The organism is uncultured Allobosea sp., assembly GCF_945957345.1.
In the GTDB taxonomy this organism is placed as follows: Bacteria; Pseudomonadota; Alphaproteobacteria; order Rhizobiales; family Beijerinckiaceae; genus Allobosea.
Genome location: NZ_CAMFKW010000053.1, coordinates 1 through 23975, shown reverse-complemented (window position 1 = coordinate 23975; position 23975 = coordinate 1). Strand labels below are relative to the sequence as shown.

At 67.1% G+C, this 23975-nt stretch carries 30 protein-coding genes; 23 read left to right on the top strand and 7 right to left on the bottom strand.

Going from position 1 to position 23975, the window contains the following annotated elements; all coding sequences use genetic code 11:
* Positions 1 to 11: 11 nt before the first annotated feature.
* The 4 genes from ruvA to Q0Q36_RS21025 are packed head-to-tail and all read left to right on the top strand — an operon-like array spanning position 12 to position 2708.
* The gene (gene ruvA / locus Q0Q36_RS21040; protein ID WP_293801129.1) at positions 12 to 629 is read left to right on the top strand and encodes a Holliday junction branch migration protein RuvA; all 618 of its coding nucleotides are present in this window, start codon (positions 12 to 14) and stop codon (positions 627 to 629) included.
* The gene (locus Q0Q36_RS21035; protein ID WP_293801127.1) at positions 626 to 1117 is read left to right on the top strand and encodes a hypothetical protein; all 492 of its coding nucleotides are present in this window, start codon (positions 626 to 628) and stop codon (positions 1115 to 1117) included. Before ruvA ends, Q0Q36_RS21035 begins: the two co-directional genes overlap by 4 nt.
* Positions 1118 to 1140: 23 nt before the next feature.
* Positions 1141 to 2166 carry a Holliday junction branch migration DNA helicase RuvB gene (gene ruvB / locus Q0Q36_RS21030; protein WP_293801150.1) on the top strand — a complete coding sequence of 342 codons (1026 nt, stop codon included), beginning with the start codon at positions 1141 to 1143 and terminating at the stop codon, positions 2164 to 2166.
* Positions 2166 to 2708, top strand: coding sequence for a DUF3828 domain-containing protein (locus Q0Q36_RS21025; protein WP_293801148.1), 543 nt, complete (start codon positions 2166 to 2168; stop codon positions 2706 to 2708). The genes ruvB and Q0Q36_RS21025 overlap by 1 nt, the downstream gene beginning before the upstream one ends.
* 23 nt (positions 2709 to 2731) lie before the next feature.
* Here the strand turns inward: Q0Q36_RS21025 and Q0Q36_RS21020 are convergent, their stop codons facing one another.
* Entirely contained in the window at positions 2732 to 3244 is a 513-nt protein-coding gene (locus Q0Q36_RS21020) for a hypothetical protein (RefSeq protein WP_293801126.1), read from the bottom strand.
* Positions 3245 to 3371: 127 nt separating this feature from the next.
* Between Q0Q36_RS21020 and ybgC the strand changes: the two genes are divergently transcribed.
* The 8 genes from ybgC to tolB all read left to right on the top strand — a co-directional run bounded on the left by ybgC (position 3372) and on the right by tolB (position 9667).
* On the top strand, positions 3372 to 3776 hold the full coding sequence (gene ybgC, locus Q0Q36_RS21015) for a tol-pal system-associated acyl-CoA thioesterase (protein ID WP_293801124.1): 405 nt from the start codon (positions 3372 to 3374) through the stop codon (positions 3774 to 3776).
* 40 nt (positions 3777 to 3816) lie between these two features.
* On the top strand, positions 3817 to 4473 hold the full coding sequence (locus Q0Q36_RS21010; protein WP_293801122.1) for a TetR/AcrR family transcriptional regulator: 657 nt from the start codon (positions 3817 to 3819) through the stop codon (positions 4471 to 4473).
* Positions 4474 to 4566: 93 nt separating this feature from the next.
* Positions 4567 to 5025: a DUF2852 domain-containing protein gene (locus Q0Q36_RS21005; RefSeq protein WP_293801120.1), complete on the top strand. Its 459-nt coding sequence runs from the start codon at positions 4567 to 4569 to the stop codon at positions 5023 to 5025.
* A 175-nt stretch (positions 5026 to 5200) separates the two neighbouring features.
* Positions 5201 to 5470 (top strand): hypothetical protein, encoded by a 270-nt coding sequence (locus Q0Q36_RS21000; protein WP_293801118.1) that lies wholly within the window; start codon positions 5201 to 5203, stop codon positions 5468 to 5470.
* A gap of 442 nt (positions 5471 to 5912) precedes the next feature.
* Complete coding sequence (gene tolQ / locus Q0Q36_RS20995) at positions 5913 to 6623, top strand: protein TolQ (protein WP_293801116.1); 711 nt, start codon at positions 5913 to 5915, stop codon at positions 6621 to 6623.
* An 11-nt stretch (positions 6624 to 6634) separates the two neighbouring features.
* The gene (gene tolR / locus Q0Q36_RS20990) at positions 6635 to 7087 is read left to right on the top strand and encodes a protein TolR (RefSeq protein ID WP_293801115.1); all 453 of its coding nucleotides are present in this window, start codon (positions 6635 to 6637) and stop codon (positions 7085 to 7087) included.
* A gap of 28 nt (positions 7088 to 7115) precedes the next feature.
* Complete coding sequence (gene tolA, locus Q0Q36_RS20985) at positions 7116 to 8324, top strand: cell envelope integrity protein TolA (RefSeq protein ID WP_293801113.1); 1209 nt, start codon at positions 7116 to 7118, stop codon at positions 8322 to 8324.
* A gap of 5 nt (positions 8325 to 8329) precedes the next feature.
* Positions 8330 to 9667, top strand: a complete 1338-nt coding sequence (gene tolB, locus Q0Q36_RS20980) for a Tol-Pal system beta propeller repeat protein TolB (protein ID WP_293801111.1) — start codon at positions 8330 to 8332, stop codon at positions 9665 to 9667.
* A 76-nt stretch (positions 9668 to 9743) separates the two neighbouring features.
* Here the strand turns inward: tolB and Q0Q36_RS20975 are convergent, their stop codons facing one another.
* From Q0Q36_RS20975 to Q0Q36_RS20960, 4 genes are all read right to left on the bottom strand, one after another.
* Positions 9744 to 10544, bottom strand: coding sequence for an aldolase (locus Q0Q36_RS20975; RefSeq protein WP_293801109.1), 801 nt, complete (start codon positions 10542 to 10544; stop codon positions 9744 to 9746).
* Between the two features lie 126 nt (positions 10545 to 10670).
* The gene (locus Q0Q36_RS20970; protein WP_293801108.1) at positions 10671 to 10910 is read right to left on the bottom strand and encodes a hypothetical protein; all 240 of its coding nucleotides are present in this window, start codon (positions 10908 to 10910) and stop codon (positions 10671 to 10673) included.
* 245 nt (positions 10911 to 11155) lie between these two features.
* The gene (locus Q0Q36_RS20965) at positions 11156 to 11575 is read right to left on the bottom strand and encodes an SRPBCC domain-containing protein (RefSeq protein WP_293801106.1); all 420 of its coding nucleotides are present in this window, start codon (positions 11573 to 11575) and stop codon (positions 11156 to 11158) included.
* A complete protein-coding gene (locus Q0Q36_RS20960) occupies positions 11572 to 11895 on the bottom strand; it encodes a helix-turn-helix transcriptional regulator (protein ID WP_293801105.1) in 324 nt (107 codons plus the stop codon). The genes Q0Q36_RS20965 and Q0Q36_RS20960 overlap by 4 nt, the downstream gene beginning before the upstream one ends.
* 352 nt (positions 11896 to 12247) lie before the next feature.
* Here Q0Q36_RS20960 and pal point away from each other — a divergent pair, with 352 nt between their 5' ends.
* The gene (pal, locus tag Q0Q36_RS20955; RefSeq protein WP_293801103.1) at positions 12248 to 12769 is read left to right on the top strand and encodes a peptidoglycan-associated lipoprotein Pal; all 522 of its coding nucleotides are present in this window, start codon (positions 12248 to 12250) and stop codon (positions 12767 to 12769) included.
* A 72-nt stretch (positions 12770 to 12841) separates the two neighbouring features.
* On the opposite strand, the gene Q0Q36_RS20950 is transcribed toward pal, so the two are convergent.
* Positions 12842 to 13210, bottom strand: coding sequence for a cell division protein ZapA (locus Q0Q36_RS20950; protein ID WP_293801101.1), 369 nt, complete (start codon positions 13208 to 13210; stop codon positions 12842 to 12844).
* 19 nt (positions 13211 to 13229) lie between these two features.
* Positions 13230 to 13541, bottom strand: coding sequence for a DUF4164 family protein (locus tag Q0Q36_RS20945; RefSeq protein ID WP_367187191.1), 312 nt, complete (start codon positions 13539 to 13541; stop codon positions 13230 to 13232).
* A gap of 347 nt (positions 13542 to 13888) precedes the next feature.
* Here Q0Q36_RS20945 and tkt point away from each other — a divergent pair, with 347 nt between their 5' ends.
* The 10 genes from tkt to Q0Q36_RS20895 all read left to right on the top strand — a co-directional run.
* Positions 13889 to 15886 carry a transketolase gene (gene tkt / locus Q0Q36_RS20940; protein ID WP_293801099.1) on the top strand — a complete coding sequence of 666 codons (1998 nt, stop codon included), beginning with the start codon at positions 13889 to 13891 and terminating at the stop codon, positions 15884 to 15886.
* A gap of 119 nt (positions 15887 to 16005) precedes the next feature.
* Positions 16006 to 17016 (top strand): type I glyceraldehyde-3-phosphate dehydrogenase, encoded by a 1011-nt coding sequence (gap, locus tag Q0Q36_RS20935; protein ID WP_265055978.1) that lies wholly within the window; start codon positions 16006 to 16008, stop codon positions 17014 to 17016.
* Between the two features lie 101 nt (positions 17017 to 17117).
* Complete coding sequence (locus tag Q0Q36_RS20930; protein WP_293801097.1) at positions 17118 to 17558, top strand: hypothetical protein; 441 nt, start codon at positions 17118 to 17120, stop codon at positions 17556 to 17558.
* Entirely contained in the window at positions 17555 to 18127 is a 573-nt protein-coding gene (locus tag Q0Q36_RS20925; protein ID WP_293801095.1) for a putative glycolipid-binding domain-containing protein, read from the top strand. The genes Q0Q36_RS20930 and Q0Q36_RS20925 overlap by 4 nt, the downstream gene beginning before the upstream one ends.
* A 9-nt stretch (positions 18128 to 18136) precedes the next feature.
* The gene (gene pgk / locus Q0Q36_RS20920) at positions 18137 to 19336 is read left to right on the top strand and encodes a phosphoglycerate kinase (RefSeq protein ID WP_293801093.1); all 1200 of its coding nucleotides are present in this window, start codon (positions 18137 to 18139) and stop codon (positions 19334 to 19336) included.
* A gap of 52 nt (positions 19337 to 19388) precedes the next feature.
* On the top strand, positions 19389 to 20216 hold the full coding sequence (locus Q0Q36_RS20915; protein ID WP_293801091.1) for a DUF4239 domain-containing protein: 828 nt from the start codon (positions 19389 to 19391) through the stop codon (positions 20214 to 20216).
* Positions 20217 to 20276: 60 nt separating this feature from the next.
* Entirely contained in the window at positions 20277 to 21359 is a 1083-nt protein-coding gene (fba, locus tag Q0Q36_RS20910) for a class II fructose-bisphosphate aldolase (protein ID WP_293801089.1), read from the top strand.
* A gap of 163 nt (positions 21360 to 21522) precedes the next feature.
* A complete protein-coding gene (locus tag Q0Q36_RS20905) occupies positions 21523 to 22677 on the top strand; it encodes a benzoate/H(+) symporter BenE family transporter (protein WP_293801087.1) in 1155 nt (384 codons plus the stop codon).
* On the top strand, positions 22674 to 23327 hold the full coding sequence (locus tag Q0Q36_RS20900; protein ID WP_293801085.1) for a thiamine phosphate synthase: 654 nt from the start codon (positions 22674 to 22676) through the stop codon (positions 23325 to 23327). Before Q0Q36_RS20905 ends, Q0Q36_RS20900 begins: the two co-directional genes overlap by 4 nt.
* A partial coding sequence (locus Q0Q36_RS20895) for a tetratricopeptide repeat protein (RefSeq protein ID WP_293801083.1) occupies positions 23324 to 23975 on the top strand: 652 nt, incomplete at its 3' end. The genes Q0Q36_RS20900 and Q0Q36_RS20895, both read left to right, overlap by 4 nt.

Sequence of the window (23975 nt, the reverse complement as noted above, 5' to 3'; positions counted from 1 at the left end):
GGAACCAGACGATGATCGGCAAGCTCAAGGGCCTGATCGATTCCTATGGCGAGGATCACGTCATCATCGACGTGCAGGGCGTCGGCTATGTCGTGCAGTGCTCGGCGCGCACACTCCAGCGCCTGCCCAAGCCCGGCGAGGCCGCTGCGCTCTCGATCGAGACCCATGTCCGTGAGGATGCGATCCGCCTCTACGGCTTCATGTCCGATGTCGAGCGCGACTGGTTCCGCCTGATGCAGGTCGTGCAGGGCGTCGGCGCCAAGGTCGCGCTCGCCATCCTCTCGACGCTTGAGCCCGGCGCGCTGGCCACCGCCATCGCCACCAACGACAAGGCTGCAATCGCGCGTGCCCCCGGCGTCGGCCCCAAGCTGGCGCAGCGCCTCTGCGCCGAGCTCAAGGACAAGGCCCCGGCCTTCGGCCATATCGATCCGGGTGTGGCGCAGCTCGCGGGCGCGCTGGAGGACAGGAAGCTGCCGCAGCCGATCGCCGACGCCGTGTCCGCGCTTGCCAATCTCGGTTATCCTCAGGCCCAGGCGGTCGCCGCCGTGGCGGCTGCCGCGAAAGCAGCCGGCGACGGTGCCGGCACCGCCCAGCTCATCAAGCTGGGCCTGAAGGAACTGGCGAAGTGAGCGAAGCGCCCGAAGAGCTCGAACTGCGCATCGTCACCGACAAGACCGAGCTCTGCCGCATCATGCTGGCGAGCTGGGGCTCCCAGAGCATGATGATCGACCTGCACGTCTACGACGTCGCCGAGATCGACGCGCTTGGCCTCTACGAACCATCGGGCCGCACCGCCGCCCTCGCGAGCTGGACGGTGCGCGGCGAGAACGCCTATCTCTGCGCCCTCCATTCGCTGCGGCCGGGCGAAGGCGTCGCGATCCAGATGTTGGACGCGGTCATCTTCGCGGCGCGCAAAGCCGGCGCCAAACGGCTCAAGGCCATGCTGACCAATGACAACATGCCCGGCATGACTTTCTACCAGCGTCGCGGCTTCCGCCTCTCGGGGCTTTATCTCGAGGCGATCGACGCCTATCGCTCGGTCGTGCCTGATATCATCAAGACGGGATACAAGGACATTCCGATCCACGACGCCATCGAGCTGGAGATCACGCTGTGAGCGAACCCAAGCGCTCCGGACTGATGACGGCCGAACGCCGCGACGACGACAGCGAGACCTCGCTGCGGCCGCTCTCGCTCGCCGATTTCACCGGTCAGGCGGCCGCGCGCGCCAATCTCCAAGTCTTCATCAACGCCGCCAAAAGCCGCGGCGATGCGCTCGACCATGTCCTCTTCGTCGGCCCGCCCGGCCTCGGCAAGACGACGCTGGCGCAGATCGTGTCGCGCGAGCTCGGCGTCAATTTCCGCTCCACCTCCGGCCCGGTCATCGCCAAGGCCGGCGATCTCGCCGCCCAGCTCACCAATCTCGAAGAGCGCGACGTGCTCTTCATCGATGAGATTCACCGCCTCAACCCGGCCGTAGAGGAAATCCTCTATCCGGCGATGGAGGATTACCAGCTCGACCTGATCATCGGCGAAGGCCCAGCGGCGCGCTCGGTCAAGATCGACCTGCCGAAGTTCACCCTCGTCGGCGCCACCACCCGCGCCGGCCTGCTGACCACGCCTTTGCGCGACCGCTTCGGCATCCCGATTCGCCTGCAGTTCTACACCGTCGAGGAACTGCAGGGCATCGTCGCGCGCGGCGCCCGCGTCCTCGGCGTGCCGATGTCCGACGACGGGGCCAACGAGATCGCCAAGCGCTCCCGCGGCACGCCTCGCATCGCCGGGCGCCTGCTGCGACGTGTGCGCGATTTCGCCATCGTAGACGGCGACCCGATCGTCACCCGCAAGGTCGCCGACAAGGCGCTCTCCCTGCTCGATGTCGACGCCATCGGCCTCGATCAGATGGACCGGCGCTATCTCACCACGGTCGCGGTCAATTTCGGCGGCGGCCCGGTCGGGATCGAGACCATCGCCGCCTCGCTCTCCGAGCCGCGCGACGCGATCGAGGAGATCATCGAGCCCTTCCTGCTCCAGCAGGGCTTCATCCAGCGCACGCCGCGCGGGCGCTTATTGACGCCCCACGCCTTCCGCCATCTCGGCATGCCCGAGCCCTCGCGCGAGACGGCGCAGTTCGGCCTCTTCGGCAATGACGAGGACGAGGCGTGATGCAGATCCTGCGCAATCTTACACTGGCACTCGCCCTGACGGCCTTCACCGCCTTCGTGGTGGCCTCGGCCCGCGCCGGCGACGACGTGCCCCGCGGCCCGGTAGAGGAGGCCTATGCCATCACGATCAAGGTGCTCGCGGCGAAGGGCAAGGCCCCACCGCCGGCTTGGCGCCCACCGCATCGCGACAAGCTGATGAGCAGGAGCTTGGCCGCGCTCTTGGCCCGCGATGACCTCTATCAGGAGGAAAGCGGCGACATGGGCCAGATCGGCGCCGATCCCTTCCTCAACGGCCAGGACGGCGAGATCAAGAAGCTGAGCTTCGACACGATCCCCGTCGCCGCGGGCAAGGCGACGGTGATGGCGAATTTCCGCAGCTTCGGCAAACCGGTCGTCGTCGAGTTCAAAATGGTCAACGAGCATGGCGGCTGGCGCATCGACGACATCGTCAACAGCTTCGAAGGCAAGAGCTATTCGATCCGCGAGGCGCTGTCGCAGCCCTATGATTGCGGCTCCTTCCTGGGCAAGCCCTGCAAGCGCTGAGCGCCCGCAGGGCTCGATAACCGCTACGATTGCCGCGCGATCTTCGAGCGCATCAGCGCGGGCCGGGCACCGGCGTCGTTCAGTGCGCCGGATTTGGCCGCCTTCTTATTTTCCACCGGCCGCATGCCCTTGCCGGCCGTGCGGCTGGCGGGGCGCTCCGCCGCGCGCTGGCGCTGCTTGAGCGCGAGCGCCTTGCGCGCCAGGCTGCGCTGGCTCGGCAGCTTCGCCTTCTCCTCCCGCCGCGTGCGCTCGGCACCGACCCGCTTCAGCGCCGCCGTGAGTGCGTCGGCCTTGGCCTTGGTGCCGGTGTTGTCGGTGGCGGCTTTCGCACCCTTCGGCTCGGCCTTGCCGCGCATCTCGCGCTTCTGGCGCCGCGCCCCGTCACGCGCCTTGTCGCGGCGCTCGCGCAGCTTGCCGGCGAGGTCGCGCAATTCGTCGTCCGGGAGCGCCCCGATCGTGCCGCGCTGGCTGCGGGCGACGAGATCGGCCTCGGCCTTGTCGAGCAGCCGTGCGGTCGCCTTGCTGGATTGCGCCATGACAGATCCTCCCTTGCTGTAGTCACGCAACGGGCAACGTCCCGCCGGCAAAGCAGTTCCAGCCTTTCCGAAGCCGCATCTCCTGGTTTATGGCAGCGGCAAGCATTCGAAACCGCTCCGGAGCACCATGAGCAGGGTCCATCGCATCGAGGTCCGCGTCTATTACGAGGACACCGATTTCTCCGGCGTCGTCTATCACGCCTCCTATCTGCGCTTCATGGAGCGCGGCCGCACCGAACTGATCCGCGCGCTCGGCGTCGAGCAGCGCGAGCTCTTCGACGGCGAGACGGCGCTGGGCTTCGCCGTGCGCAAGATGACGATCGATTTCCTCCGCCCGGCCGTGATGGACGATCTGCTGACGATCGAGACCCGCTCCGTCGAGGCGCGCGGCGCGACGATGGACGTCGAACAGCGCGTGCTGCGCGGCGAGGAGGTGCTGATCATTGCCGCCGTCAAGGTCGCCTGCGTCGGCGGCGGCCGGGCCCGCCGCATCCCAGACGGCCTGCGCGCGCGGCTGATGCTCGACGACTGACAGTCGACGCGGCGCCCGCGCTTATGTTAGCGCTCCTTACATGAGTTGGAAGCGCGACCGCCCCGAGACACCCCGCAGCTATCACCACGGCAACCTCAAGGAGGAGCTGGTGAAGGCCGCACTCGGGCTGATCGGCGAGAAGGGGCCGAACGGCTTCACGTTCGCCGAGGCCGCGCGCATGGCCGGCGTCAGCCCGGCCGCACCCTATCGCCATTTCCGCGACCGCGACGAGCTTCTGGCCGATGTCGCCGCGCGCGGCTTCCAAGCCTTCGAGGCGGCCCTGTCGCGCGCCTGGGACCAGGGTCGGCCCGATCCCGAGACCGCCTTCCACCGGCTGGGGCGCGCCTATCTCACCTTCGCCCATGACGAACCGGCCTATTACTCGGCTATGTTCGAAGCCGGCGTGCCGCTCGATGCAAGCCCGGAGCTGCGGGCCGCCGCCGACCGCGCCTTTGCCGGCCTGCGCCAGGCCTCCGAGGCGCTGATCGCGCAGCTACCAGCCGGCAAACGGCCCCCAGCCCTGATGATGGCGCTGCATGTCTGGGCGATGTCGCATGGCGTCGCCGCCCTGTTCGGCCGCGCCGATGGTGGCCGCCGCCCTCTTCCGATGTCGGCCGCCGAGCTGCTGGAAGCCGGCATGCTGATCTATCTCCAAGGCCTCGGCATCGGCCCCAACGGGCCGCCTACGCCCGGCTGATTCTTTTCGGCGAGCCCGCTCCTTGACAAGCGGCAGGCTCAGGCGCATCTATGTAAATGTGATTTACATTCACGCTGGCTCAGTGAGGGAGCAATGCCGATCGTCGAGAAACTGGACGAATATGGAAAGGGTGCCTGGATCGCCTTCGCGGTTCTCGGCTTCATCCTGTTCTGGCCGTTGGGTCTTGCGACCCTGGTCTTTCTTTTCTGGAGTGGACGCATGGGTTGTGGATATGCCGGAGACCGGTACGAGCACCGGATGAACCGCCTGCAAGGCAAGATGGAGCGTCTGCGCGAGCGCATGGCCGGTCGCGAAGGCGGCTTTGGCGGCGGCTTCGGCGGCTGGGGCCGTGGTGGCCCGTCCAGCGGCAACCGCGCCTTCGACGAGTACCGCGCGGAGACGCTGCGCCGGCTCGAGGACGAGCAGCGCGAGTTCCATGACTTCCTGGGCCGCCTGCGCATGGCCCGCGATAAGGCGGAGTTCGATCAGTTCATGAACGATCGCCGCAACAATCCGCCGGCCAATTCCCCGGCCCAGCCCGACGCCGCCTGATAGCAGACGCGATCGGCCCGATCAGCGGGACACCATCCAACCCGTCTCGATGTTTCGAGGCGGGTTTTTCTTTGGCGCGATGCCGTTGCCTCGCCTCGGCCTTCAAAGGTTCGCCACGAATTGGAAGCCGGCCTTGCCGAAACGACAGCCGCATGCCCCAAGATAGGCCTCCAACATGGTCTCGCTCCGGATGTCCTCCCTGTTCCAATTGTCCGTTGAGCTGTTCGGGTGGATGGCACCCGAATTTCTCGAGAGGCATGTCGAGCGCCGCAAGCTGATCAGGCAGGAAACCGTTGCCCTGATCGCGCAGGCTGGCCCCGGAGCGTTTGACGCTGCGCAGCAGGTCGCGCAGCTCGCCCGCCGGCGCGGCGATGTGAAAGCGACGAAGCTATGGCTGGATATCGCGACGGAGGTTGTGCGGCGGGATGCCAAAGGCCGGCGCTGATACCGGCGCCTTGGCCGATGCCCGAAAGCGAAGGCAGGCCCCCCATGAGCTCGCGCGACATCGACGATCCCGAAACGACCATCATCAAGACCGACGCGGAATACTGACCAGCTGCCGAAGCGTCGCCCTCCCCCGGGCAGCGTGCGGAAGGCGTCCACGCCCATTTTTCCGCCGCCGCACCCTACGCCGCCTCTCCCGCGTATACCCCACATTAACCTTGCCGGATGCTTAACTCGGTCTGGAGCATGCGTTTCGTGGGAAACCCCCGTTTCGGCCCATCTTTCGCCGGATTCACGCGCGATTGACGGGATATGGCATTTCCCCGGATCGCGGATCGGGCGGCGGCGTGGGCTTCCCGCGACGCAAGCGGCGGGGTTTGGGCCGGGGCTGGAGCCTTGATGTCCAGCACCGGCCGTACCGCCTGGGTGAGAAGGATGACAGGATGAACCCCGCCGACGTCGCGCAGGCCGCGCCGCAGATCGACATGTCGTTCTGGACGCTGTTCTGGCACGCCCACATCGTCGTCAAGCTGGTCATGCTGGGCCTGCTGAGCGCTTCGGTCTGGTGCTGGTCGATCATCATCGACAAGACTCTGCTGTACCGGCGCACGCGCAAGGACATGGACGCCTTCGAGGAGGTGTTCTGGTCCGGCCGCTCGCTGGAGGAGCTCTATCGCGACCTCGCCAGCAAGCCCGTCGCCGACATGGCAGCCGTCTTCGTCGCGGCGATGCGGGAATGGAAGCGCTCCTTCGAGAATGGCGGGCGTTCGGTCGCCAGCCTCTCGCAGCGCATCGACAAGGTGCTCGACGTCACCATCCAGCGCGAGACGGAGCGGCTGGAAGCGGGGCTGCTCGTGCTCTCGACCATCGCCTCGGCCGCGCCCTTCATCGGCCTGTTCGGCACGGTCTGGGGCATCATGACCTCGTTCACCGCGATCGCCGTCTCCAAGAATTCTTCGCTCGCCGTCGTCGCGCCGGGCATCGCCGAAGCGCTCTTCGCCACCGCGATCGGCCTCTTCGCCGCCATTCCCGCGCTGATGGCCTACAACAAGCTCCAGGCCGAGGTCGCCAAGGCCCAGGGTCGCCTGGAAGCCTTCGCCGACGAGTTCTCCGCGATCCTGTCGCGGCAGATCGACGAGCGCATGGCGGCGTGAGGGCCTGATCGATGGGTACGTCAGCCGCTTCAGGCGCAAAGGGCGGTTCCGGCCGCCGGGGCCGGCGCGGACGCCGCCACGGCGCCATCGCCGAGATCAACATGACGCCGTTCATCGACGTCATGCTGGTGTTGCTCATCATCTTCATGGTCGCCGCACCGCTGATCGCGACCGGCGTCCCGCTCGACCTGCCGCAGACCGGCGCCAAGCCGATCAATGTCGACCAGAAGCCCCTGACCATCGCCATCGACAGCAAGGGCCAGATCTTCCTGCAGGACGAGCCGACGCTCGAGCCAGACCTCGTCGCCAAGCTTCAGGGCCTGGCCAAGCAAGGCTTCGACGAGCGCGTCTATGTTCGCGGCGACAAGCAGGTCGATTACGGCCGCGTCGCCTCGGTGATGTCGACCATCACCGCCGCCGGCTTCAAGCGGGTCGCGCTCGTCACCGAGCCGTCGAGCCGCTGAAGGTTGAGAGAGTAAGGACGTTAAGGGCGTGAAGCTTTCGACCTCCGAACCTGGCATGCTGGTGTCGGCGCTCGGCCACGTGACGTTCCTCGTCGCGGGGTTGCTGGTGTTCGCGTCGCCTGCGCCGTTGCCGGAGAACGAGGAGGCGATCGCCGTCGAGGTAATCGATCCCAGCGCGCTGAATCAGGTGACCCGCGGCGAGCGCAGCGCCGAGAAGGTCCAGGCGCAGCCGACGCCCCGCGCCGAGCGCCAGTCCGAGATGGTCGAGCGCAAGGAAGCCGGCGAGGCCAAGACCGACACCCCGGCCCCGCCTTCGCGCCCGCCCGAACTGAAGACCGCCGAGAACAACGCGGTGACGCCGCCGCCACCGGCCCGCCCGGTCGAGCAGCCGAAGCCCGAGGCCAAGCCGCCCGAGCCCGCCAAGCAGCCGCCGCAGAAGAGCGAGGCCGCCGCCGCGCGCGAGGCCGAGCAGAAACGCGAGGAGCAGGCCCGCCTTCAGGAAGAGGCCGAGCTCGCCTCCAAGGCGAAGAAGGCCGAGGAGGAGGCGAAGGCCGCCGCCAAGGCCAAGGCGGAAGCCGACGCCCAGGCCGCCAAGCGCGCCGCCGACGCGAAGGCCAAGGCCGAAGCTCTGGCCAAGGCCGAGGCCGAGAAGGCCGCGAAGGAAAAGGTTGAGGCTGCCGCCAAGGCCAAGGCCGAGGCCGAGCAGAAGGCGAAGATCGCCGCTGAGGCGAAGGCCAAGCAGGAAGCCGAGGCCAAGGCGAAGAAGGAGGCGGAGATCGCCAAGAACTTCAACGCCAACGACATCGCCAAGCTGCTCCAGTCCAAGGAGAAAGCGCAGTCTTCGGGCTCCTCCGCGCCGCAGGTTAACCGCACCGCCTCGCTCGGCACCGAACGCGGCACCTCGCAGAAGCTCAGCCCGTCGCTGCGCGCCCAGCTCATCGGCATCATCCAGGACCAGCTCCTGAAGTGCTGGAACGTGCCGATCGCGCTCGCCAATGCCCATGGCAGCGGCAATGTCGTGCCGTCCGTGCGGATGAAGCTCAATACCGACGGCTCGCTCGCCGCCCAGCCCGGCGTGATCAACTCGTCCTCGGATCCGCTTTTCCGGGTTGCCGCCGATTCGGCGCTGACCGCCACCCGCCGCTGCGCGCCGTTGCGCATCCCGGCTCAATTCGCCTCCTATTACGACGACTGGCGTGATGTCGTCGTCAATTTCGACGCCAGGGACGTCATGTGACCCCGATGATCGACAGAAACCCTCTCCCCTTCCTTGCGGCCACGCCGACGCGCCGCCGCCTCCTCACCACCGCAGGTGCCGCGCTTCTGCTGCCCACCGCGGCAAAGGCCGAGCTCGTCATCAATCTGACGGGCGGCGCCTTCCAGCCTATGCCGATCGCCATCGCCGATTTCGGCGGCGATGGCGGCGTGCTCGTCTCCGGCGTCATCACCAACAACCTGAAGCGCTGCGGCTACTTCACGCCGGTCGAGAAGGGGCGCTTCCCGGAAGCGAACCCGCCCTTCGATGCCGCCCCGCGTTTCGACGCATGGAAGGCGGCGGGCGTGCAGGCCCTCGTCACCGGCCGCGTCGCGCGCGAAGCCGGCCGCATCCGTGCCGAGTTCCGGCTCTGGGACGTCGCGACCGGCACGCAGACCGACGGCCAGCAGTACTTCACCGACCCGAGCAACGCCCGCCGCGTCGGTCATATCATCTCGGACGCGATCTTCTCGAAGGTCACCGGCCTCGGCGGCTTCTTCGACACCCGCGTCGTCTTCGTCGACGAATCCGGGCCGAAGGAGACGCGCCGCAAGCGCCTCGCCATCATGGATCAGGACGGCGCCAATGTGCGTTACCTCACCAATGGCGACACCTCCGTGGTGACGCCGCGCTACTCGCCGGTCTCGCAGGACGTCACCTTCATGACCCAGCGCCAGGGCGAGCAGCCGCGCGTGCAGGTGCTGAACATCGAGACCGGCCAGCGCCAGATCGTCGGCAACTTCCCCGACATGAGCTCGAGCCCGCGCTTTGCGCCCAACGGCCAGCGCGTCGTGCTCTCGCTGCAGCAGGGCGGCAACGCCAATCTCTACGCCATCGATATCGGCTCGCGCTCGACCACGCGCCTGACCTCGACGGCGGCGATCGACACCTCGCCTTCCTACGCGCCGGACGGCTCGCGCATCGTCTTCGAGAGCGATCGCGGCGGCCAGCAGCAGCTTTATGTGATGGGCGCCGGCGGCGGCGAGGCCCAGCGCATTTCCTTCGGCCAAGGCCGCTACTCGCAGCCTTCCTGGTCGCCGCGCGGCGACCTGATCGCTTTCACCCGCCAGGGCAGCGGCGGCTTCGCCATCGGCGTGATGCGGCCGGACGGCTCGGGCGAGCGCATCCTGACCGAGGGCTTTCATAACGAAGCGCCGAACTGGGCGCCGAACGGGCAGTACCTGATGTTCTTCCGCGATCCCGGCGGGCAATCCGGTGGGAAACTTTACATGGTGGACATCACCGGCCGCGTCGAAGTGCCGGTGCCGACCCCGGCCTACGCCTCCGACCCGACCTGGTCGCCGCTGCTCAGCGGCCAGCGCTGAGGCGCAAGGCGCAGACCAGCCTAGTGTTTTGCGAAGCCGCCCTCGCGGGCGGCTTTTGCTTTTTGATGAAGCCCGTTCAATCGCGATAAACCGGTTCCTCGGCGTCGAGCTGGCGGCGGATCGAGGCGAGGTGCAGGCGCGCCGACTCCGGGTCGCCCTCGCGCATCTGGCGATAGGCCGCTTCCGCGATTTCGGGCTTCACCGGCTTGACCTCGCGCCCCGTCGAGAGCGCCAGCGTCTGCACCTCGCAGGCCCGCTCCAGATAGTAGAGATCGTCCCAGGCCTCGGCGATATTCGGCCCGAGCACCATCACGCCGTGATGCTTCATGAAGACGATATCGGCCTCGCCGACCGAGGCGGCGATCCGATCGCCTTCGCGCTCGTCCAGAGCCAGCCCGTTATAGTCGCGGTCGACCACGGTGCGGCCGTAGAACTTGAGCGCGGTCTGCCCGGCGAAGATCAGCGGGTCGCCCTCGGTCATCGAGAGTGCCGTCGCGTAGGGCATATGCGTATGGAACGCGACCTTGGCGCGCGGGATGTTCTTGTGGATGCGAGCGTGGATATAGAAGGCGGTCGCCTCCGGCTGCCCCTCGCCCGAGACGACATTGCCGTGGAAGTCGCAGATCAGCAGCTTCGACGCCGTCAGCTCCCGAAAGGCCCAGCCATAGGGATTGACGATGAAGAGGTCGTCATGGCCCGGCACCAGTGCCGAGAAATGGTTGCAGATGCCCTCCTCGAAGCCATAGCGCGCCGCCATGCGGAAGGTCGCGGCAAGGTCGCGGCGCGCCTCCCAGACGATATCGGAATCGAGATCGGGCTGGTTCGGGCCGCGAATAGGCGACACGCTCGCGGCGCTGGACTTCAGGGAATGGGCCATCGCGATCTCCGGTCGGGACAGGAAAGCGGGCCGAGGCAGGCATCGGGCCGCATACCCCGACGATAGACCGGAGAGCGCGAAAGATGCGCTGCAATTCCGCATCCCCTTTGCGCATTTTTTTCGCGTTCAGCCGGAGACTTGGGCCTCCGCCCCGCCCTGGCGCCTGCCGCGCCACTTGGCGACGTAAGGCAGGGCGAACATGTAAAGCCCGCTGAACAGCAGCAGAAAGAGCGGCAGCAAAGGCGAATAGACGATCCAGGCCGGCGGCTCGCCCCACGCCATTGCGATGAAATTCGCGAGAACGGTGGCTGTGAAGATGATCGACAGCCAGCGATGGCCCTGTCGGATTGCGGTATTCCAGGTCACGGAAACCTCCTTTGGTCATGGGATACGGGAACGGACGGTGCCTGACGACATGTCACAGTTCGCTCGGAGCGGCTCCGACCCCCTTGTCATTCCGGGGCTTCGCGTAGCGAAGAACCCGAAAACCACGACTGGGCGGGCGGTTTGTAACGAGGCATGAAATGTCTCACCCGATCGTGGATTCCGGGTTCGCGCCTGCGGCGCGCCCCGGAATGACAAGGGTAGTTCCGGCAATCGCTTAGACCGCCCTAGTCGGCGCGCCCTGCCACCTCTTCCAGCTTGGCGAAGAACTGCTGCCAGCCGGCTTTAGCGCCGCCGAAGGCCTGCTTCTGCTCCGGTCGGAACCCGACCTGCTCCATGCGCAGATGTGTGCCCTTGGCCGAAGGCGTCAGCGTGAAGGTCACCACGCTCTTGAGAGCATAGGCCGGATCGTCATGGGCGAAGTCCCAGCTATAGGAGAGCGAGCGGTTCGGCTCGACCGTCAGCACCTCGCAATCGAGCACGCCGCCCCAGTCGCCGCGCAGATTGAAGCGATGGCCGACGCTCGGCACGAAATCGTTTTTCATCAGCCACTCCGCGATCAGGTGTGGCTGCGTCAGCGCCCGCCAGAGTTTCTCTGGCGGATGCGGCATCTCGCGCTCGACGACGACGGAGCGGGTTTCGGTCATTGGTCCATCCTCTTGAGCAGGTCTTCGAGATCGTCGAACCGGCTTTCCCAATATCCGGCCATGCGGTTCGTCCAGTCGGCCAGGGGTGCGATCGCCGCGAGTTGCGCGCTGTAATGCGTCTGGCGGCCCTGATGACGATCCCGCACCAGCCCGGCTTGTTTCAGAACGGCGAGGTGCTTCGAGACGGCCGGCTGCGACACTCCGGCCTGTGCGGTCAGCGCGACGACCGTCTGCTCGCCCTGACGACACAGGCGTTCGAAAATGCCGCGCCTTGTCGGATCGGCAAGCGTCTTGAACAGCAGGTCATGCGGGTCGGTCATCTGAAATCCATAACCAATTGGCTATGAATTATTCAATAACCATTCAGCTATGAATTCGTCAACCGGAAAGAACCGAGTCGGCGAAACTGCGGGTGAACTCCCATGCTCGGCAAGGCGCGAAGCAGAGGCCACGATCATGCCGCATCCGCGTCGCAGGCTATTTCTGTGCTCGCCGCGCAACAGCCGGCGCCGCAAACGCCTTTCGCCATAATTGGTTAACCATAAGCCGCAATGCCGCCACTTCGCCCTGATTTGGCAAGGTCTCGTTTAGGTTGACGGTTCATTGATGACGCATCGCGAAGCCCTCGTCGAAGTGCGCCGCCACAGAATTCGATTGCCCCGGAGCCCAGCCATGTTGACCAATCTCATTCCCGGCGGCCGTGCCGTCCGTTTTGCCGCCGCCTTCGCCGCGACCCTCGCCCTCGGCGCCTGCGCCAAGGACCAGAATGCCGATGCCAACGGTTCGGGCTTCGGCGCCGGCGGCGCCGCGACCCCCGGCAGCGCGCAGGACTTCGTCGTCAATGTCGGCGACCGCGTCTTCTTCGAGACCGACTCGACCGACCTGACCTCGACCGCGACCGCCACCCTCGACAAGCAGGCCGGCTGGCTGCAGCGCTATCCGCGCTACACCTTCACCGTGGAAGGCCACGCCGATGAGCGCGGCACCCGCGAGTACAACTATTCGCTCGGCGCCCGCCGCGCCCAGACGGTCCGCGACTACCTCGCCTCGCGCGGCATCCCGGCCAACCGCATGCGCACCATCTCCTACGGCAAGGAGCGCCCGGTCGCGGTCTGCAACGACATCTCCTGCTGGTCGCAGAACCGCCGCTCGGTCACGGTGCTGGACGGCGCTGGCGGCGCTCCCGGCGTCTGATCTAAGCATAGAGACAAAGAAAAGGCCCCGGATGGTGACATCCGGGGCCTTTTTCATTGACGGGCACAGCGCTTACCCAACCGCGGTCGGGATCAGGCTACGCGCCACGCCCTCGATCCGTTCCGCCGCAGCGACGAGCGCTTCCGCCGCCCGGTCCTCGACCTCGCTCAGCCGCTCATCGGCGGCGCCGGCATTGCCCTGCGTCGCCGCGAGATCGGTCTCCAGCTTGGCGAGCCGCTGCTTCAGTTCATGGACCTCGTCGGCCACCATCAGCGCCGCCATGACATGCAGGCGCATGTCGCCAATCTCGCCGAAGGCTTGCCGCATCTCGCCGATCTTCTCGTCATAGAACCGGGCAAGCCCTTCGAGATGGGCTTCCTCGCCCTCCCCGCAGGCCATGCGGTAGGCTTTTCCCGAGATCATGACGTTGACTTGCGGCATTCGGTCTCCAGTCCTTGTTCTAGGCTTGCGTTGCCTCGGGCTCCGGCGGCTGCTGCGCCTCGACCCGCGCGATCACCGCGCCCACGACGTTCATCGCCCGCTCCAGACGCTGGTCGACATCGGCCGCGGCCGTCTCGACCTGGCCGAGACGCGCCATCGCGCCGTCGAGCTCGGCCGCCAGCCGCGCCCGGTCATCCTGCATCAGGGCGAGTTCGGTTTCGAGATTGCCACGTCCACGCTCAGCCTCGACCCGCCGCCGCGCCGCCGCCTCCAGCTGCCCCAGCGCCGTATCGAGACGCGCCAGCGCATTGTCCAGCATCAGGCTCGCCACCGTCGCTCTCCTTTCAGATCGAAGCCGGCTCACACGATTCGTGCCACAATTTACAGCAGAACGCCGGAAAACAGGAATCGGTCTCGCAGCCGGGAAGCACTGCTCCACAACGTCTTGCCGTGCGCGGCTGACACGGCATCTGCGGAAAACCGAGCGAAAGCGTTGCCTGCGACCCCAAAAGCAGGGTTTGGCGAATTGACTCGCAGGGAGGGCCGGGCCTAATCCACCCCGTCCTTTCAAAGCCCGCCGCAAGCGGCTGCAAGACTGCCTTCCTCCCTCGCCGGCCCGCTGTCGCGCAGGCCGGCCCGGCCCTCCCCGCCCGCCCGCCGGAGCCCTGTGAGATCATCATGACCACCATCGACCGCGCCCAGCACGACAAGCTCGCCAACGCCATCCGCGGCCTGGCGATGGACGGCGTCGAGAAGGCCAAGTCCGGCCATCCCGGCCTGCCGATGGGTGCCGCCGACGTCGCCACGGTGCTGTTCACCCGCGTGATGAAGTACGACGCGGCCGATCCGCGCTGGCCGGACCGCGACCGCTTCGTGCTCTCGGCCGGCCACGGCTCGATGCTGCTCTATGCCCTGCTCTATCTCACCGGCACGCCCGGCATGCAGCTCGCCGACCTCGAGAAGTTCCGCCAGCTCGGCTCCAACACCCCGGGCCACCCCGAGAATTTCGAGACCGCCGGCGTCGAGACCACCACGGGTCCGCTCGGCCAGGGCCTCGCCACTGCCGTCGGCATGGCGATGGCCGAGCGCATGCTCGCCGCCGAATTCGGCAAGAAGGTCGTCGACCACCACACCTATGTGCTGGCATCCGACGGCGACCTGATGGAGGGCATCAGCCAGGAGGCGATCGCGCTCGCCGGCCACCAGAAGCTCAACAAGCTGATCGTGCTCTGGGACGATAACGGCATCTCGATCGACGGCCCGCTGACCATCACCGACAATGTCGACCAGGTCGCGCGCTTCAAGGCCTGCGGCTGGCGCTCCGAGCGCGTCGACGGCCATGATCCCGAGGCGATCGAGGCCGCGATCCGCCGCGCCCAGAAGTCCAACAAGCCGACCATGATCGCCTGCAAGACGGTGATCGGCTTCGGCGCCCCGAAGAAGGCCGGCACTTCCAAAGCCCATGGCGAGCCGCTCGGCACCGAGGAACTCGCCGCCGCCAAGAAGGCGCTCGGCATCACCGGCGCCCCCTTCGAGGTCGCGGCCGACGTGCTCAAGGCCTGGCGCAGCTTCGGTGCTGCCGGAGCGGCCGCCCACAAGGACTGGAACGAGGGCTTCGCCGCCCTCTCCGAGCGCAAGCGCGGCGAATTTGACCGTCGCCTCGCCCATACCGTTCCGGCCAAGCTCGACAAGGCGATCCTCGCCCACAAAAAGGCGCTGATCGCCGCGCCGCAGGCGGTCGCCACCCGCAAGGCCTCGGAACTGGCGCTTGAAGCCATCACCCCGATCATGCCGGAACTGGTGATGGGCTCGGCCGACCTGACCCCGTCGAACAACACCCGCACCAAGGCCGCCGAGGACTTCACCCCGAAGACCCCGAAGGGCCGCTATGTCCGCTACGGCATCCGCGAGCACGGCATGGCCGCCGCGATGAACGGCATCACGCTGCATGGCGGCTTCCGCACCGGCGGCGGCACCTTCCTGGTCTTCGCCGACTATGCCCGCCCCTCGATGCGTCTCGCCGCCCTGATGGGCCTGCCGGTCGTCTATGTCATGACCCATGACTCGATCGGCCTCGGCGAGGACGGCCCGACCCACCAGCCGATCGAGCAGATCGCCTCTCTCCGCGCCATGCCGAACATGCGCGTCTTCCGCCCGGCCGACACGATCGAGACCGCCGAAGCCTGGCAGGCCGCGCTGGAGCGCACCGACGGCCCGACGGTGCTGGCGCTCTCGCGCCAGAACCTGCCGCAGCTTCGCACCGACGCTTCCGCAAAGAACCGCTCGGCCACCGGCGCCTATGAGCTGCTCGCGGCCGAGGGCGGCAGGGCCCAGGTCTCGCTCTTCGCCTCGGGCTCCGAGGTCGAGCTCGCCGTCGCCGCGCGCAAGCTGCTCGCCGAGAAGGGCGTCCGCGCCCGTGTCGTCTCGGTGCCCTCGCTGGAGCTTCTGCTTGAGCAGGACGAGGCTACCCAGGCTGCGATCATCGGCTCGGCTCCGATCAAGATCGCGATCGAGGCCGGCGTTCGCTTCGGTTGGGATGCCGTGATCGGCCATGACGGCACCTTCATCGGCATGAACTCCTTCGGCGCCAGCGGCCCCTACAAGGAGGTCTACAAGCATTTCGGCATCACGGCGGAGGCGATCACCGACGCGGCGATGAAGAAGCACAACGCCTGATTCCTCAGGCGAAAAGCTGAGTTTCCCAAGAGAGGCCTTGCGTTCGGCCATGCTTTGGCCGAATTGCCCGCGTGGATAGCGACGGCTAACGCCGTTTGCTCGGCGAAGGAGAGGAAGACATGACGGTCAAGGTGGCGATCAACGGGTTCGGCCGCATCGGACGCAACGTTCTGCGCGCGATCATCGAGTCGAAGCGCAAGGACATCGAGGTCGTGGCGATCAACGATCTGGGCCCGGTCGAGACCAATGCCCATCTCTTCCGCTTCGACTCCGTCCATGGCCGCTTCCCCGGCACGGTGACCGTCTCCGGCGACACGATCGATGTCGGCCGCGGCCCGATCAAGGTCACCGCGATCCGCGACCCCAAGGACCTGCCGCACAAGGCGCTCGGCGTCGACATCGCGCTGGAATGCACCGGCTTCTTCACCAGCAAGGAGAAGGCCTCGGCCCATCTCGCCGCCGGCGCCAAGCGCGTGCTGGTCTCGGCTCCCTGCGACGGCGCCGACCTGACCGTCGTCTTCGGCGTCAACCAGCACGAGCTGACCAAGGACCACCTCGTGGTCTCCAACGCCTCCTGCACCACGAACTGCCTCGCGCCGGTCGTGCGCGTGCTCCATGACGCCGTCGGCATCGACAAGGGCTTCATGACCACGATCCATGCCTATACCGGCGACCAGCCGACGCTCGACACGATGCACAAGGATCTCTATCGCGGCCGCGCTGCCGCGCTCTCGATGATCCCGACCTCGACCGGCGCCGCCAAGGCGATCGGCCTCGTCATCCCCGAGTTGAAGGGCCGTCTCGACGGCACCTCGGTGCGCGTGCCGACCCCGAACGTCTCGGTCGTCGACTTCAAGTTCATCTCGAAGCGCAAGACCACGGTCGAGAAGATCAACGAGGCCATCATCAAGGCGTCGAAGCGCGGCCCGCTCAAGGGCATCCTCGCCGTCACCGACCAGCCGAACGTCTCGATCGACTTCAACCACGATCCGGCGTCCTCGACCTTCGCCCTCGACCAGACCAAGGTCATGGACGACAAGTTCGTGCGCGTTCTGTCCTGGTACGACAACGAGTGGGGTTTCTCGAACCGCATGAGCGACACCGCCGTCGCCATGGGCGCCCTGCTCTGATCTATCACTTTTGTGCCCTTCTCTGAGGGCATGACACATGAATGCGAGGCCGCGCCGCCCAGGCCCGGCCTCGCCCGACATCTTCCAGCTACGGAGCGCCTATGGCCAAGATCGAGCCGACCGTCGTGACCCCGGCGAATACCGAGCCGCCCGTCGCCTTCAGCCCCACGATCGTGGCAGCGGCGCCCGCCACCGAAGCGGCAGCACCCGTGACCGAACCGCGCAAGCTCGACCAGCTCTCCCGCATCGAGGAGAAGGCGGCGCGCATCGAGGAGAAGTTCGCCCGCTACGAGGCCGTGCTGACCCGCGCCGAAGCCTCGCTGGAGCGCAGCGCCCACAAGGTCGACGCCGCCGCCGGCACCATGGATTTCGCGGCGATCCGCGGCGAGATCACGTCTCTGCGCAATCGTGTCGATGCGACGCCGCGCGCCGGCACGCTGTTCATGACCGCGATCGTCACGGCCGTGCTGACCGTGATCCTCACCATCCTCGTGCTGAAATTCGGCGTGCCCGGCCTGTTCGGAGGCCTGCTCGCCCGATGAGCTTTCGGGACGTCGCCCTCCTCGCCGTGCCGCGCAGCCTGCGCTGGCGGCCGGTCGAGGGCGTCGGACTGGAGCATCTGACGCTCGCCACCACGCAAGCCGGCCTCCGCGCCGAGGGCGTGGTCATCGGCGAGCGCGGCGAACCGCCCTATGGCGTTTCCTATCGCATCGACTGTACGGCGGATTTCACGGTCACCAGCTTCGCCATCGCGACGACCGATGGCCGCCGCCTCGCCATGGAGCGCCGCGCCGGCCGCTGGCATGACGCCGCCGACACGCGGCTGCGCGCCTTCGACGCCTGCATCGATATCGACCTGCAGGGCTCGCCCTTCACCAACACCCTGCCGATCCGGCGCGAGCGCTGGGAGATCGGCCAGAGCCGCACATTCGCGATGCTCTACATCCCCTTCGACGATTTCGTGCCGCGCCTCGACCGGCAGACCTATACCTGCCTCGCCCCGCGCCTGTTCCGCTACCAGGCGGCGGATCGCAGCTTCGAGGCCGAATTGCCTGTCGACGAGGACGGCCTCGTCGTCGATTATCCCAGCCTGTTCGAACGCATCCGATAAGAGAGCCCGATGACCGCCTTCCGCACCCTCGATGACGCCGATCTCGCCGGCAAGCGCGTGCTTGTCCGTGTCGACCTCAACGTTCCCATGGAGGATGGCAAGGTCAGCGACACCACCCGCATCGACCGCATCCTGCCGACGATCCGCGAGATCGCCGACAAGGGCGGCAAGGTCGTGCTGCTCGCGCATTTCGGCCGCCCGAAGGGCCGCGACGACAAGAACAGCCTGCGCCAGGTCGTGCCGGCGCTGACGCAGGCGCTCGGCCGCCCCGTCACCTTCGTCGACGACTGCATCGGCGATGATGTCGCCAAGGCCCTGACCGCCGCGAAGAACGGCGACGTCCTGCTGCTGGAGAACACCCGCTTCCACGCCGGCGACGAGAAGAACGATCCCGATTTCGTCAGGGCGCTCGCCGCCAATGGCGATCTCTATGTCAACGACGCCTTCTCGGCCGCGCACCGGGCGCACGCCTCGACCGAAGGCCTCGCCCATGTCCTGCCCGCTTATGCCGGGCGCACCATGCAGGCGGAGTTGGAGGCCCTCTCGGCCGGCCTCGACAATCCCGCCAGGCCGGTCATGGCGATCGTCGGCGGCGCCAAGGTCTCGACCAAGCTCGACCTGCTCGGCAATCTCGTGAAGAAGGTCGACATCCTCGCCATCGGCGGCGGCATGGCCAACACCTTCCTCGCGGCGCGCGGCGTCGATGTCGGCAAGTCGCTCTGCGAGCATGACCTCGTCGGCACCGCCCGCGAGATCGAGGAGAAGGCCAAGGCGGCCGGCTGCGAGATCCTGCTCCCGGTGGATGCGCTGGTGGCGCGCGAATTCAAGGCGCATCCCAGCTACCGCGTCGTGCCGGTCGGCGGCGTCGAAGCTGACGAGATGATCCTGGACGCCGGCCCGCTCTCGATCGCCGAAGTCATCATGCGGCTGGAGAAGGTCAAGACGCTGGTCTGGAACGGCCCCTTCGGCGCTTTCGAACTGCCGCCCTTCGACACGGCGACGGTTGCCGTCGCCAAGGCCGCGGCCAAGCGCGTCAAGGCGGGTGAGCTCGTCGCGGTCGCCGGCGGCGGCGACACCGTCGCGGCCATGAACCATGCCGGCGTCGCCGAAGACCTCTCCTATGTCTCGACGGCGGGCGGCGCCTTCCTCGAATGGATGGAAGGCAAGGCCCTGCCGGGCGTCGAGGCGCTGCGGAAGCGTGCCGGCTGAGCCTCGGGAGAGGTCGAATCCGCCCGCCACCTGACCTGGAAGCGCCCGCTCCATGACCTGGCTGATGCAGTTTCTCCATCGCCTGCCCGAATGGGCGGTGTATTGTTGCATCGTCGCGCCCGTCACGCTGGGCATCATGGCTCTGCCCTATGCCGGCCGCTTCGCCTGCCGCATTCGGCCCAACGAGGAGCGTTCGCGGGGCGCCATCGAGGCCTATAAGGCGATCGTCGCGTCGCTCGCGTTCCTGCTGGCCTTCACCTTGGCGCAGACACAGGGCATGCTGCGAGCCAGCGAAACCCTGGTCGCGCACGAGGCGGCCGCGCTCAACACGATGGACCGCTCGCTGCTGCGTTACGACACCTCCGAATTCACCGATCTGAGGCAGTCCCTCCACGAGATGACGCGCACCATCGTGGAGGAAGAGTGGCCCGCTCTCGCGGATGGCGCACGCAGTCGCAAGGCGGAGGCGATCGTCGATCTCCTCTCGCGCCGAATCCGCAGCGCGGAGGCCGCAACGCCGCGACAGCAAACACTGCTGAATGAGCTGCTCGCCAAGCTCGACGAGTTCACGGACAAGCGCGAGGAACTCATCCAGAACGCCGATACCTTCACCCCTGCGCTGTTCTGGAATACGATCGCGGCCATTCTTCTGGTCCTGGCGGGGTTGTCGCTGTTCATCACACCGAGCCTCGAACGCATTCTGACGATCGGAGGCATCACGGCTGCCGCAACGCTCGTCCTGTGCCTGGTGGTCATCGAGGACGCACCTTTTCGCGGAGGATCGACCATCAGCCCTGCCCCCATTCAAAGGGTCTACGCCCTGATGAAGGCGCGGCAACGCGACCCTGCCGCCATGGCGGCCAAGGTCGCGCCCCAATGAGCCGGATTTCGCAAGGCCTGCCTCGGCCCTTATCCATCCAAGACTGAAACGGAGACAGACATGGCCCGCATCACGCTTCGCCAATTGCTCGATCACGCCGCCGAGAACGACTACGGCGTGCCCGCCTTCAACATCAACAACATGGAGCAGGCGCTGGCGATCATGGCGGCCGCCGACGCGACCGACGCGCCAGTCATCATCCAGGCCTCGCGCGGCGCCCGGTCCTATGCCAACGACATCATGCTCAAGCACATGATGGACGCCGTCACCGAGATCTACCCGCATATCCCGGTCTGCGTGCATCTCGACCACGGCAACGAGCCGGCGACCTGCATGACCGCGATCCAGGCCGGCTTCACCTCGGTGATGATGGACGGCTCGCTCAAGGCCGACGGCAAGACCCCGGGCGACTGGGACTACAATGTCGGCGTCACCAAGACCGTCACCGACATGGCCCATCTGGGCGGCATTTCGGTCGAGGGCGAGCTCGGCGTGCTCGGCTCGCTCGAATCCGGCGAGGGTGAGAAGGAGGACGGCCACGGCTTCGAGGGCAAGCTCAGCCACGACCAGCTCCTGACCAACCCGGACGAAGCCGTGAAGTTCGTCGCCGAGACCAAGGTCGATGCGCTCGCCATCGCCATGGGCACCTCGCACGGCGCCTACAAGTTCACCCGCAAGCCCGACGGCGCGATCCTGGCGATGCATGTCATCGAGGCGATCCACAAGCTGCTGCCGAACACCCATCTCGTCATGCACGGCTCCTCTTCGGTTCCGCAGGACCTTCAGGACGTCATCAACCAGTACGGCGGCAAGATGCCCCAGACCTGGGGCGTGCCGGTCGAGGAGATCCAGCGCGGCATCAAGCACGGCGTGCGCAAGATCAACATCGACACCGACAACCGCATGGCGATGACCGGCCAGATCCGCAAGATCCTGTCGGAAAACCCCGGCGAGTTCGATCCGCGCAAGTACCTGAAGCCCGCCATGGAAGCGATGACGAAGCTCTGCAAGCAGCGCCTTGAGGAGTTCAACACCGCCGGCCAGGCCTCGAAGATCAAGCGCGTCATCACGCTGGCCGAGATGGCCAAGCGCTATGCCAAGGGCGAGCTCGACCCGACCTTCGGCGGCAAGAAGGCAGCCTGATCGTCAGGATCGACTTGAATTCCAGACGCCCGGCCCCGTGCCGGGCGTTTTTCATTCGGCCAGCGCATCGCTCCGGTTGCAGCCGGCATGTATCCGGCGCTCTTTCCGCGGGCGGCAATTTCTGATTCAACGACATCGTCCCGCCGCCTGAGCCAGCCACGTCATGTCGATCGTCTTTTCCGCTCTGGTCGCGGTCTTCGTCGGCTTCACCGCCTCCGTCGCGGTCATCCTCCAGGCCGCGCAGGCGCTGGGCGCTACGCCCGGTCAGACCATCTCCTGGATCGCGGCCTTGTGCCTCGCCACCGGCGCCTCCAGCCTCTTTCTGTCCTGGCGCTATCGCATGCCGATGATCTGCGCCTGGTCGACGCCGGGCGCGGCGCTGATCGCAGCCGTCACCGGCTTCGACATGGCGTCGGCCGTCGGCGCCTTCCTGGTCGCGGCCGTGCTCATCATGCTGACGGCCGCCTTCCGCCCCCTCGGCAGGCTGATCGAGCGCATCCCGATGCCGGTCGCGGCAGCGATGCTCGCCGGTGTCATCTTCCGCTTCGTCGTCGCGGTCTTCGACGAGATGCGGCTCTCGCCCGGCCTCGTGCTGCCGCTGCTCGCGGTCTTCCTCGTGGCGCGATTGCTCAATCCCTTCCTCGGCGTCATCGCCGCGCTCGTCGCCGGCATCGCGATCAGCTTCCTCGGCGGCCTCGCGCATTGGCCTGCCGGCGCCATGACGCTGAGCGGCCTCGAATTCGTCACGCCGCGCTTCGATATTCCGGCCATGCTCGGCATCGGCGTCCCGCTCTATCTCGTCACCATGGCCGCCCAGAACCTGCCGGGCTTCGCCGTGCTGCGTGCCGCCGGCTACAATCCGCCGACCGCGCCTTCGCTGTTCGTCACGGGCCTGACCTCGTTCCTGACCGCGCCCTTCGGCGCGCATATGACCAACATGGCCGCGATATCGGCCTCGATCTGCACCGGCGGCGATACCCATCCCGACCCGAAGCAGCGCTGGAAAGCCGGCGTGCTCTACGGCCTTATGTATTTCGTCGTCGCCGCCTGCACCGGCCTGCTGATCGCGCTGTTGCTGGCGTTGCCCAAGGCCTTGATCGTCGCCGTCGCGGGTCTGGGCCTCGTCGGCTCGCTGACAGGCGCGCTCGGGCAGGCCATGTCCTCCGACAAGGAGCGCTTCGCCGCCGTCGTCACCTTCGCCATCGCCGCCTCCAGCCTCTCGCTTTTCGGCATCGGTTCAGCTTTCTGGAGTCTCGTTGCCGGGCTTGCGGTCTTGACATTGGACTTCGCTGCGGGCCGTTTGCGCAGCCGATCATGACCACACACTCTTTCTCCACTCGCCTGATGCTCGTCACCCCGCCCGTCGCTGATGCGGAGGCGATGGCCTTTCGCCTGATGCAGGCCATGGCCGGCGGCGATGTCGCCGCCGTGCTGCTGCGCCTGACGCCCGGCGACGACCGCAGCCGGATCGAGCGCGTCAAGCGCCTCGCCGGCCCGGTCCAGGCCAATAATGTCGCGCTCGTCGTCGAGGACAACGCGCTCGTCGCCGCACGCGGCGGCGCCGATGGCGTCCATCTCACCGGCGGCCCGGCTGCCGTCGCCGAAGCCCGTTCCAGCCTGAAGAGCGAGCGCATCATCGGCATCGGCGGCCTGCGTGCCCGCCACGACGCCATGGATGCCGGCGAGGCCGGCGTCGATTACGTGATGTTCGGCGAGCCGCGCCCGGACGGCTCACTGCCGCCGCTGGCTGCTGTGGTCGAGCGCGCCGGCTGGTGGGCTGAGATCTTCGAGACGCCCTGCGTCGCCTATGCGCCCGATGCCGAATCCATCCCGGCGCTGGTCGAGACCGGCGCTGAGTTCGTCGCGCTCGGCGCCTGGGCCTTCGAGGAAGGGCACGATATCCGCGCCCTCGTCGAACTGGCCAATGCAGCGACCGCCGCCTGTGCTGCGCGGAAGGCGGCACGATGAAGCAGCTTGTCGGGCTCGCCCTGCTCGGTGGCGCCCTGCTAGCCGGCCCGGCCGGGGCGGCGCCTGCGCCGGACATGGCCTATGGCGCCTATCAGACCGGGCATTACCGGCGCGCGCAGGCGGAAGCCCTCAAGCGCATCGAGGCCGACAACAACGATGCCGCCGCGATGACCCTCGTCGGCGAGCTCTATCGCCAGGGCCTCGGCATCGCGCCCGATCAGAAGGCCGCGACGGAATGGTATGAGCGGGCCGATGCGCGCGGCGACATCAACGCCACCTTCGCGCTGGCCACGCAGCTTCTCGACGAAAAGAGCGGCAAGCGCGATCCGGCCCGCGCCGGCGCCCTGCTGGAAAAGGCAGCCGCTGCCGGACACCCCGCCGCGAACTACAATCTCGCCATCGCCCTGCTCGCCACGAACCGCGAGGCCGACGACAAGCGCGCCGTCGCCTGCCTGGAGATCGCGGCGAAGGCCCAGATCGGCGACGCTCTATATGCGCTGGGCATTCTCGCCAAGCAGGGACGCGGCATGCCGGCGAGCGAGGAGGTCGCGGCCCGCTGGATGAAGCAGGCCTCCGTGGCCGGCAATGTCCCCGGCGAGGTCGAATACGCGATCATGCTGTTCAACGGCACCGGCGTGGAGAAGGACG

Excerpts from the sequence above, each read along its gene's own strand:
- Q0Q36_RS20900 (WP_293801085.1), top strand. The coding sequence starts at position 22,674 with ATGACCACACACTCTTTCTCCACTCGCCTGATGCTCGTCACCCCGCCC.
- tolB (WP_293801111.1), top strand. The coding sequence starts at position 8,330 with ATGATCGACAGAAACCCTCTCCCCTTCCTTGCGGCCACGCCGACGCGC.
- Q0Q36_RS21005 (WP_293801120.1), top strand. The coding sequence starts at position 4,567 with ATGCCGATCGTCGAGAAACTGGACGAATATGGAAAGGGTGCCTGGATC.
- Q0Q36_RS21025 (WP_293801148.1), top strand. The coding sequence starts at position 2,166 with ATGCAGATCCTGCGCAATCTTACACTGGCACTCGCCCTGACGGCCTTC.
- pgk (WP_293801093.1), top strand. The coding sequence starts at position 18,137 with ATGACCGCCTTCCGCACCCTCGATGACGCCGATCTCGCCGGCAAGCGC.
- Q0Q36_RS20905 (WP_293801087.1), top strand. The coding sequence starts at position 21,523 with ATGTCGATCGTCTTTTCCGCTCTGGTCGCGGTCTTCGTCGGCTTCACC.
- Q0Q36_RS20960 (WP_293801105.1), bottom strand. The coding sequence starts at position 11,895 with ATGACCGACCCGCATGACCTGCTGTTCAAGACGCTTGCCGATCCGACA.
- Q0Q36_RS20965 (WP_293801106.1), bottom strand. The coding sequence starts at position 11,575 with ATGACCGAAACCCGCTCCGTCGTCGTCGAGCGCGAGATGCCGCATCCG.
- ruvA (WP_293801129.1), top strand. The coding sequence starts at position 12 with ATGATCGGCAAGCTCAAGGGCCTGATCGATTCCTATGGCGAGGATCAC.
- Q0Q36_RS21010 (WP_293801122.1), top strand. The coding sequence starts at position 3,817 with ATGAGTTGGAAGCGCGACCGCCCCGAGACACCCCGCAGCTATCACCAC.
- Q0Q36_RS20930 (WP_293801097.1), top strand. The coding sequence starts at position 17,118 with ATGGCCAAGATCGAGCCGACCGTCGTGACCCCGGCGAATACCGAGCCG.
- pal (WP_293801103.1), top strand. The coding sequence starts at position 12,248 with ATGTTGACCAATCTCATTCCCGGCGGCCGTGCCGTCCGTTTTGCCGCC.
- tolQ (WP_293801116.1), top strand. The coding sequence starts at position 5,913 with ATGAACCCCGCCGACGTCGCGCAGGCCGCGCCGCAGATCGACATGTCG.
- ruvB (WP_293801150.1), top strand. The coding sequence starts at position 1,141 with ATGACGGCCGAACGCCGCGACGACGACAGCGAGACCTCGCTGCGGCCG.
- Q0Q36_RS20915 (WP_293801091.1), top strand. The coding sequence starts at position 19,389 with ATGACCTGGCTGATGCAGTTTCTCCATCGCCTGCCCGAATGGGCGGTG.
- fba (WP_293801089.1), top strand. The coding sequence starts at position 20,277 with ATGGCCCGCATCACGCTTCGCCAATTGCTCGATCACGCCGCCGAGAAC.
- gap (WP_265055978.1), top strand. The coding sequence starts at position 16,006 with ATGACGGTCAAGGTGGCGATCAACGGGTTCGGCCGCATCGGACGCAAC.
- Q0Q36_RS21000 (WP_293801118.1), top strand. The coding sequence starts at position 5,201 with ATGGTCTCGCTCCGGATGTCCTCCCTGTTCCAATTGTCCGTTGAGCTG.
- tkt (WP_293801099.1), top strand. The coding sequence starts at position 13,889 with ATGACCACCATCGACCGCGCCCAGCACGACAAGCTCGCCAACGCCATC.
- Q0Q36_RS20925 (WP_293801095.1), top strand. The coding sequence starts at position 17,555 with ATGAGCTTTCGGGACGTCGCCCTCCTCGCCGTGCCGCGCAGCCTGCGC.
- Q0Q36_RS21020 (WP_293801126.1), bottom strand. The coding sequence starts at position 3,244 with ATGGCGCAATCCAGCAAGGCGACCGCACGGCTGCTCGACAAGGCCGAG.
- Q0Q36_RS20975 (WP_293801109.1), bottom strand. The coding sequence starts at position 10,544 with ATGGCCCATTCCCTGAAGTCCAGCGCCGCGAGCGTGTCGCCTATTCGC.
- Q0Q36_RS20950 (WP_293801101.1), bottom strand. The coding sequence starts at position 13,210 with ATGCCGCAAGTCAACGTCATGATCTCGGGAAAAGCCTACCGCATGGCC.
- ybgC (WP_293801124.1), top strand. The coding sequence starts at position 3,372 with ATGAGCAGGGTCCATCGCATCGAGGTCCGCGTCTATTACGAGGACACC.
- tolR (WP_293801115.1), top strand. The coding sequence starts at position 6,635 with ATGGGTACGTCAGCCGCTTCAGGCGCAAAGGGCGGTTCCGGCCGCCGG.